The sequence below is a fragment of the Yoonia sp. 2307UL14-13 genome, from assembly GCF_037572755.1.
Lineage (GTDB): Bacteria > Pseudomonadota > Alphaproteobacteria > Rhodobacterales > Rhodobacteraceae > Yoonia.
Map to the genome: position 1 here is coordinate 1 of NZ_JBBIFZ010000017.1, position 8,222 is coordinate 8,222.

Here is an 8,222-nt window from a genome sequence, read left to right on the forward strand (position 1 = left end):
CCCGCACCGTGATCTGATGCACCGCATCCCGCTTGAAATCGTCGCTGTAATTGCTTGTCCCCATGTCGGCCTCCTCGCCTCAAAGTTAGGGGGCAAAGCGTCTACAAATCTAGGGGCACCTCATCCTGCTGAAGTTTCACCAACTCGCGTATTTGATTCAGGTGTGCGACGACTCGATAGCGGTCCCAATGCTGTGCTGACTTGCCGTGCTGCTCTCGCCGCACAGAAAACTGCAAGATCGCATAAGCAACCATAGCTGATCCCAGCCGCGCAAACCAGTCCGGTTCGTGGGAGAAAAACAACTGCAGAGAAAACCAGCCAAAGAGAATGATTGGTAAAACTCCGAACAGTGTTGGCCGGATTTTGCTATCAAAGGTAGACTTGAAACTCTGGCTAATCATACTCGAGTATCGCTAGCATATTGGTTATCTCTTCCGCCGCTTCACATTCCCACCCCTTTGCCCCGGTCGCCCGGCCGTACTCCGCCCTGCGGCCTTCTGCGCATCACCAACAGCCTTCTCCACCGCCTGCTGCCTTGCCAGCGGATCATCACTCACCACCAGATCAACCGTCTCCAGCCGTTTGACCTCATCCCGCAACCGCGCGGCCTCTTCGAACTCAAGGTTCTCCGCCGCCTTCCGCATGTCGTCCCGCAGCCCATCAAGCACGGCCTGCAGGTTCCCACCTGCCATCGGTTTGTCGACCTTTGCGGTGACCCGGTTCATGTCCACATCACCTTTATAAAGACCCGCCAGAATGTCCTCGACATTCTTCTTCACCGTCTGCGGCGTAATACCGTGCTCTTCATTATAGGCCACCTGCTTGGCCCGCCGCCGGTTGGTTTCCTTCATTGCCCGATCCATCGAACCGGTGATCTTGTCCGCATACATGATTACCCTGCCATCGGCGTTCCGCGCAGCTCGGCCAACCGTCTGCACCAGCGAAGTTTCCGATCGCAAAAAGCCTTCCTTGTCCGCATCAAGAATGGCCACCAGCCCGCATTCAGGGATGTCGAGCCCCTCGCGCAAGAGGTTGATCCCAATCAGCACATCAAAAGCGCCAAGCCGCAGATCCCGCAGGATCTCGATCCGTTCGATCGTGTCGATGTCGGAATGCATGTAGCGGACCTTGATCCCCTGCTCATGCATGTATTCGGTCAGGTCCTCGGCCATGCGTTTCGTCAGTGTCGTGACCAGCGTGCGATAGCCCTCAGCAGCCACTTTGCGGACCTCGTCCAGCAGGTCGTCGACCTGCATTTCAACGGGACGGATTTCAATCTCGGGGTCGATCAGGCCGGTCGGACGGATGATCTGTTCGGTAAAAACACCGCCTGCCTGTTCCAACTCCCACGCCGCTGGGGTCGCGGAAACAAAGACGGATTGCGGGCGCATCGCGTCCCATTCCTCGAATTTCAATGGCCTGTTGTCCATACAGGATGGCAGGCGGAACCCGTGCTCGGCCAACGTAAACTTGCGCCGATAGTCGCCTTTGTACATGCCGCCGATCTGGGGAACGCTCACATGGCTCTCATCCGCGAAAACAATGGCATGGTCAGGAATGAATTCGAACAAAGTGGGGGGCGGTTCGCCGGGCGCACGGCCCGTCAGATAACGTGAATAGTTTTCGATGCCGTTGCAGACACCGGTCGCCTCCAGCATTTCAAGGTCGAAATTCGTGCGCTGCTCCAGCCGCTGCGCCTCTAGCAGCTTGCCTTCGCTGACCAGTTGGTCGAGCCTGATCCGCAGTTCCTTTTTGATGCTCTGCATTGCCTGCTGCATGGTGGGGCGCGGCGTGACATAGTGGCTGTTGGCATAAATCCTGATCTTCTCGAACGTATCGGTCTTTTCACCGGTCAGCGGATCGAATTCGGTGATCCCCTCCAGTTCTTCGCCAAAGAATGACAGCTTCCACGCGCGGTCATCCAGGTGGGCGGGCCAGATTTCGAGCGAGTCCCCACGCACCCGGAACGTCCCCCGCTGAAAGGCCTGATCGTTACGGCGATATTGCTGGGCAATCAGGTCAGCCATCACCTTGCGCTGATCATATTCACGACCCGCATACAGATCCTGCGTCATGGCGCCATAAGTCTCGACCGAGCCGATACCATAGATGCAAGAGACTGAGGCCACGATGATCACATCATCCCGCTCAAGCAGCGCCCGCGTCGCCGAATGACGCATGCGGTCGATCTGTTCGTTGATCTGGGATTCTTTCTCTATATAGGTGTCGGAACGGGCAACATAGGCCTCAGGCTGGTAATAATCGTAATAACTGACGAAATACTCGACCGCGTTTTCCGGAAAGAACCCTTTGAACTCTCCATAAAGCTGGGCAGCAAGCGTCTTGTTCGGGGCAAGGATGATCGCGGGGCGCTGCGTTTCCTCGATGATCTTGGCCATGGTAAAGGTCTTGCCGGTGCCAGTGGCCCCCAGCAGGACTTGCGATTGCTCACCGGCATCGATCCCTTCAGCCAGCTCCTTGATGGCGGTGGGTTGATCGCCAGCAGGCGCGAATTCGGTCTGCAACACGAACCGCTTTCCGCCCTCCAGCTTTTCGCGGGTTTTCACATCCGGGGCCGGATTCGACAGGTACATATGGGTGTCTGCGTGGGCCATCAGGACGCTCCTTTGCTCGCTCTGATACTTGTCTCGTTGGGTGCGATGTTCAAGAGGCGCTACTGACAGTTGGCGTCAGCAATTCAACATCAGCTCAAGGCACCTTCCGTCAGGTCGAGCAGCGTCTTGAGGTATGGCCGCAGTGCATGGCTGTTCGTGTTTTTGTCGGGTTGATGAAATGTTCTCGGGGCAAACCTCACGACCGCCCATTGAATAATGCGTGATGGATCGAAATCGTTATCTGCCGCGCAGATTTCTGCTCTTTTCTTTGTACGGGCGGCAAAGTCATCTGGGGGTATTTCACCAAAAGGCCGGCATATGCTTTTGGCGAATTCAAAGGCGGGATCACAACGTAAACCTTTTGGATCAATCATACGCGGACCTTCGGGCGTCAATATGATGTTGCCGAAATGTAGGTCGCCGTGGACAACACGCTCTTTGGTCGTTGTTTTGACAAGATGGTCCAGATGTCGCATTGCCTGTTTTAATTCGACCGACATTGTTTCATTTGACCGGGCCAAATATGTGGCGAATTTTCGCTGCAGTTTCGGGATCACTCGTTTATAAATGAATTGATATTTGAAGTTTGCCGCGCCAATCGCATTGGCGGTTGTGGCAAGGTGCTTCATGGCCCCACAATCGTCATTGGACGCAACCAGGTTTTCGATAGTGTGCCCCTCCAACCATTCCATAAGCACGGCAGTTCTCAGGAAATTGATACGGTAGATGCGCGGGCCAACATTTGGTGGGAGATCGCGCATAAACTGGATGGCAGCTCCTTCACCCGAAGCGCCGATCTTTTTGTAAAGTTTAAGCGCGGCACTGCCCTGAGGTGAAGTTGTTTTGTAAATATCGGCGCGTTTGGTTTCTGCAACTTTACAATGTATTTCCAGCCCCCATCGCGCCGCGATGGCGCGTGCTGTCATCTGATCGGGGTTTTCTTTCAATCTCATTGGTGCCCGCACCTTCTCTTCCGGTTCAATACACTCCCGACAGCGATGCGAACAACATAAGGAGAACTAGCGTACCAAAATGTTGAAAATTCATGCCCCGGCAAGATCAAGAAGTATCTTGATGTATTGATCGGCAGCAACAGGTTGCTGACCACGGGACGATCGAAAGAATTGGCGAACTGCGCGGGTCACGGCGGCCCATTGGATCAGACGCTCTGCCGATTCCCCGATTTCCGGAGCGAACACATCGGCACGACGGGTTATTTGATCGGCAAAGTGCGCCGGATCGGTCTGCTTGCCCGGATCGGGCAAAGCCAAAGCCATATCCATCGCCGGATCTGCACGATATCCTTTCGGATCGATAAACCGCGGGCCATCCGGCGTCAGGATGATATTGCGATAGCTCAGATCGCCGTGAATGACGGTTTCGGACCTCGTCGTCACCATGAGGCGGTGCAACAATCGCTGGGTCCGCAGAAAAAGATCGGCATTGGGCCCTTCGCATGTGGCGCGTTTCGCGCGATCAAGCTTATTTTGCATCTGTTTGGCCAGACGCGGGAACATAAAGGCATGGCGAAATGGCACTTTCTTTAGGGCCGCGGCCGTCGCCACCAAATGCTTTTCTGCCTCTTGCTGTCGACCGCTATGATACAAGTCCTCCAGCGTCGGACCATCCAGCCATTCCATCAGGATCGCGCGGCGCAACGGACTGACGCGCCAAAGTTTCACCGCGATCCCGTCGGGCAGACCACGAAGAAAGGGAACGGCACCTCCCTCAGATCCAAGTTTCCGATTCAGCTTTAACCCCCCCGGCCCCCGAGGCGTATCGACCCGAAAGACCGCACGATCACCTCCGTCGAGAATCGTCTGTTGCAGCTCCAGGTTCCAACGGCGCGCCACCCGCTCTGCCCACACGTCCATCGCAGTGTTTTCGGATGTCATCAGCTCGCCTTTTTACGAGGACTATCGTTGGCTTCCGGCCCGGAACTGGCCGTTTCGTCGACCTACCGCATCGGACCACGGGCTTCAAATCCCATTGACGCGCCTTTGCTGGCGCGTAGGTTTCGACAAAGCCAAACATACAGGAGCTGCCCATGTCATCCCACATCGACCCCGACAAACTGGACAAACTGGCCGAAGTCGCGGTGCGGATCGGGCTGAACCTGCAAAAAGGGCAAGACATCGTCATTACGGCGCCGATGGAGGCCGCGCCGCTGGTGCGCCGGATCGCGGTACACGCCTACAAGGCCGGGGCCGGGATCGTCACACCGTTCTTCAACGATGATGCCATCACATTGGCCCGGTATGAACACGCACAGGACGAAAGTTTTGACCGTGCCCCGAACTGGCTCTTCGAAGGTATGGCCGCCGCCTACAAATCTGGTGCCGCCCGGCTGGCGATCACGGGTGACGACCCTATGATGCTGGCCGAACAGGATCCCGCCAAGATCGCGCGTTTGGCCAAAGCGAATTCGCTCGCCGCCAAACCCGCCATGGACCCGATCGTGGGGTTCGAAGTGAACTGGAACATCGTGGCCTATCCCAGCGCGGGCTGGGCGGCCAAGGTTTACCCCGAGCTGCCCGTGGAACAGGCGCAGGGCAAGCTGATGGACGCGATATTCGCCGCGTCACGCATCGACGGCGACGATCCCGTGGCGGATTGGGAGGCGCATTCGGCCCGCCTGCAAAAGCGGGTCGATTGGCTGAACGACATGAACTTCAGCGCACTCCACTATGCCGGCCCCGGCACCGATTTGCACCTTGGACTCGCCGACGGGCATATCTGGAAAGGCGGCGCCTCACCCGCGCTGAACGGCATTGTCTGCCAACCCAACATCCCCACCGAAGAGGTCTTCACCTGCCCGCACGCCTACAAGGTCAAAGGGACGGTCGCCGCCACCAAACCGCTCGCCCATCAGGGCAACGTGATCGAAGACATCGCCGTCCGGTTCGAGGCCGGGCGGATCGTCGAGGCAACGGCATCCAAGGGCGAAGACGTGCTGAAATCGCTGCTCAACACCGATGACGGCGCCAGTCGGATCGGCGAGGTCGCCCTCGTCCCACATTCCAGCCCGATCAGCCAGTCGGGGATCCTGTTCTACAACACCCTCTTCGACGAAAACGCCTCGTGCCACATCGCCGTGGGTCAGTGTTATGCGGACACGATAGAGGGTGGATCAGAGTTGTCACCCGAAGAGCTCAAGCAAAAAGGCGGCAACCAAAGCATCGTCCACGTGGACTGGATGATGGGCTCGGATGCGGTCGATATCGACGGGATCACGAAAACGGGCGAAAGGGTGCCCGTGATGCGCGGCGGGGAATGGGCGTGATCGGAAAGATATCGGATCACTGAACCATCAAAATCAAAGGCATCGGCTACCATGCATGGCCGATATGTCGGTGACGGCCTCGCCTTCCGTTTCCCACCAAATCCGCCAGATTAGCGTGCAGGGAAATCGCGTTTTTTCGAAGGTCGCGACGTCTTTACTGACATCAAACCCTTGGGCAATAAGACCTGATGCGATTTCGTTCCGGGTCATCGGCAAGGGAAATGCCACACGCAAACGCTCTTGAAAGGCCGCGGTTGCTGTCTGGCTTGGCAAACCACGCCCAAATTCCGGGACACGCGGGAACGGCGGGAACAAAAGCAGATACGCGCCAACCAAAATGACAACCAAACAGACAGCGACAAAACGCGCAAAGCGTCGCATGATTTTGAACCTCTGGATAATGTCATCCGCAGTAACCGGATGATGCAGCCGCACAAACCGCGAAGCAACCCACGCCACGATCTCTTGCGCAAACCCCGCCAATCCCACATATAAAGCCAAACGCAGGAGACCGCCCATGCGCGCACGAATCTATCGCCCCGCAAGAACCGCCATGTCCTCAGGCACGGCCAAGACAAAGCAATGGGTGCTGGATTACACAAACGATACTGCGCGCGAGGTTGATCCGCTGATGGGATGGACCTCCTCCAGCGACACACAGGCCCAGGTCCATCTGACCTTCGACACCAAGGAAGAGGCGCTGGATTACGCCCGCGATAAAGGCATCGACGCCATCGTGCAGGAACCCAAACCGCGCAAGGCCAACATCCGCCCCGGCGGCTATGGTGAAAATTTTGCCACCAACCGCCGTGGTGCCTGGACCCATTGACCAAAGCTGACCAGCCGTCCGAACCCGGCCTGCGCGCCCGCGTCACGACATTTCTCGAAAGCCGCCAGATCAATGCGCTGATCATCGGCGTGATCCTATTCAATGCCGTCATCCTCGGCATGGAAACATCAAAGGGGCTGATGACGCAGGCCGGGCCACTGATCCTCGCGCTCGACAGGGCCTGCCTGACCTTCTTCGTCGTCGAAATACTGCTGAAACTCTTTGCCTATGGCGGGCGCTTCTTCCGCAACGGCTGGAACCTGTTTGACCTGGCGATCGTCGGCATTTCGCTCGTCCCCGCATCAGCCGGGCTCTCCGTGTTGCGGGCACTCCGCATTCTCCGCGTCCTGCGCCTCATCTCCGTCGCGCCCCGGCTGCGGCGTGTGGTCGAGGGTTTCGTGTCCGCCCTGCCCGGCATGGGCTCGGTCTTCGTGCTAATGGCCATCATCTTCTATATCGGCGCGGTCATGGCCACGAAACTCTTTGGCAACAGCTTCCCCGAATGGTTCGGCAGCCTCGGACAATCGGGCTACACGCTCTTCCAGATCATGACTCTGGAAAGCTGGTCCATGGGCATCGTCCGGCCAGTGATGGAGATCTACCCCTACGCCTGGCTCTTCTTCGTGCCCTTCATTATGGTCACGACCTTCGCCGTGGTAAACCTGCTCGTCGGTCTGATCGTGAACTCCATGCAGGACGCCCATGCCGAGGAAACGAACGCGGCAACAGACGAATACCGGTCCGAGATCATCGGACGGCTCGAGGCGATCGAACGCGCGCTGAAAGACCGCGAAAAATGAGACTTGCCAAACACGCACACAGCACGCGATATGAACCCCAGCGGTCCGGTAGCTCAACTGGATAGAGCAGCTGACTTCTAATCAGCAGGCTGAGGGTTCGAGTCCTTCCCGGATCGCCAAGATTGTTCCTCGTGACGTTCGACATCCAAAGTCCGTTTTTGCGACAAAAGACGGGTTTTGTTGAAGAACCTAGACGCCGTATCGCATTTCTACTCATGTCTTCAGGGTTTTACGCCGCTTTTCCGGGTCATTGCCGGTTCGGGGCCTTTCAACTGAGGATGGCGATGAGGGCGCATTGACTCACCAAGGGCACGTCGTTCACTGTTCGTTCCACAGGTTCCGGAACCTTTCATATCAGTCAGCCCGCCACCTTTTGGCCGGGCGAAGCGCGCGGAGGATGTTTCCGCGCCATGAAAGGACTCCGCCATGTCGCGTTCGCACTCCACGATCCGATTCCATGATCTCAAGTTTCTCGATGATGTCCCATCGCTCCGAAGCGTCGAAGAGCGGTTTCGGAAGTTCCTGAAGAGGACCCGCAAGGCTGGTCAGGAACGGGCCGTCGCCGAGGGGAGGATGACCGAGGACGATTGCCTCTACGACTACGAGCTGGTCACGGACGCGGACCTGCGCCGGATCAAGCGGCGCGCGATGCGGGTCTTGGAACGTGTGCATTCCTCAACCGGCATGTACCACCT

The 8,222-nt window shown here is 57.3% G+C and carries 8 protein-coding genes, 1 tRNA gene and 1 pseudogene; 5 read left to right on the forward strand and 5 right to left on the reverse strand.

The window, feature by feature from the left end; genetic code table 11:
• Positions 1-101: 101 nt before the first annotated feature.
• From V8J85_RS19895 to V8J85_RS19910, 4 genes are all read right to left on the reverse strand, one after another.
• Complete coding sequence (locus V8J85_RS19895) at positions 102-401, reverse strand: hypothetical protein (RefSeq protein ID WP_339955530.1); 300 nt, start codon at positions 399-401, stop codon at positions 102-104.
• Between the two features lie 24 nt (positions 402-425).
• A complete protein-coding gene (gene uvrB, locus V8J85_RS19900; protein ID WP_339955531.1) occupies positions 426-2,615 on the reverse strand; it encodes an excinuclease ABC subunit UvrB in 2,190 nt (729 codons plus the stop codon).
• An 89-nt stretch (positions 2,616-2,704) separates the two neighbouring features.
• Positions 2,705-3,568 carry an aminoglycoside phosphotransferase family protein gene (locus V8J85_RS19905; protein ID WP_339955532.1) on the reverse strand — a complete coding sequence of 288 codons (864 nt, stop codon included), beginning with the start codon at positions 3,566-3,568 and terminating at the stop codon, positions 2,705-2,707.
• Positions 3,569-3,658: 90 nt separating this feature from the next.
• Positions 3,659-4,510: an aminoglycoside phosphotransferase family protein gene (locus tag V8J85_RS19910; RefSeq protein ID WP_339955533.1), complete on the reverse strand. Its 852-nt coding sequence runs from the start codon at positions 4,508-4,510 to the stop codon at positions 3,659-3,661.
• Positions 4,511-4,662: 152 nt separating this feature from the next.
• On the opposite strand from V8J85_RS19910, the gene V8J85_RS19915 reads away from it, so the two are divergent.
• Positions 4,663-5,898 (forward strand): aminopeptidase, encoded by a 1,236-nt coding sequence (locus V8J85_RS19915; RefSeq protein ID WP_339955534.1) that lies wholly within the window; start codon positions 4,663-4,665, stop codon positions 5,896-5,898.
• Between the two features lie 33 nt (positions 5,899-5,931).
• On the opposite strand, the gene V8J85_RS19920 is transcribed toward V8J85_RS19915, so the two are convergent.
• Positions 5,932-6,417 carry a hypothetical protein gene (locus V8J85_RS19920; protein WP_339955535.1) on the reverse strand — a complete coding sequence of 162 codons (486 nt, stop codon included), beginning with the start codon at positions 6,415-6,417 and terminating at the stop codon, positions 5,932-5,934.
• On the opposite strand from V8J85_RS19920, the gene V8J85_RS19925 reads away from it, so the two are divergent.
• The 4 genes and pseudogenes from V8J85_RS19925 to V8J85_RS19940 form a co-directional block, all read left to right on the forward strand.
• Positions 6,416-6,727 (forward strand): ETC complex I subunit, encoded by a 312-nt coding sequence (locus tag V8J85_RS19925; protein WP_339955536.1) that lies wholly within the window; start codon positions 6,416-6,418, stop codon positions 6,725-6,727. The genes V8J85_RS19920 and V8J85_RS19925 overlap by 2 nt on opposite strands.
• 29 nt (positions 6,728-6,756) lie before the next feature.
• Positions 6,757-7,527 (forward strand): ion transporter, encoded by a 771-nt coding sequence (locus V8J85_RS19930; protein WP_339955537.1) that lies wholly within the window; start codon positions 6,757-6,759, stop codon positions 7,525-7,527.
• 42 nt (positions 7,528-7,569) lie between these two features.
• Positions 7,570-7,646 (forward strand) — tRNA-Arg (locus V8J85_RS19935).
• A gap of 307 nt (positions 7,647-7,953) precedes the next feature.
• Positions 7,954-8,222: pseudogene (locus V8J85_RS19940) on the forward strand (AAA family ATPase); the annotation flags it as partial.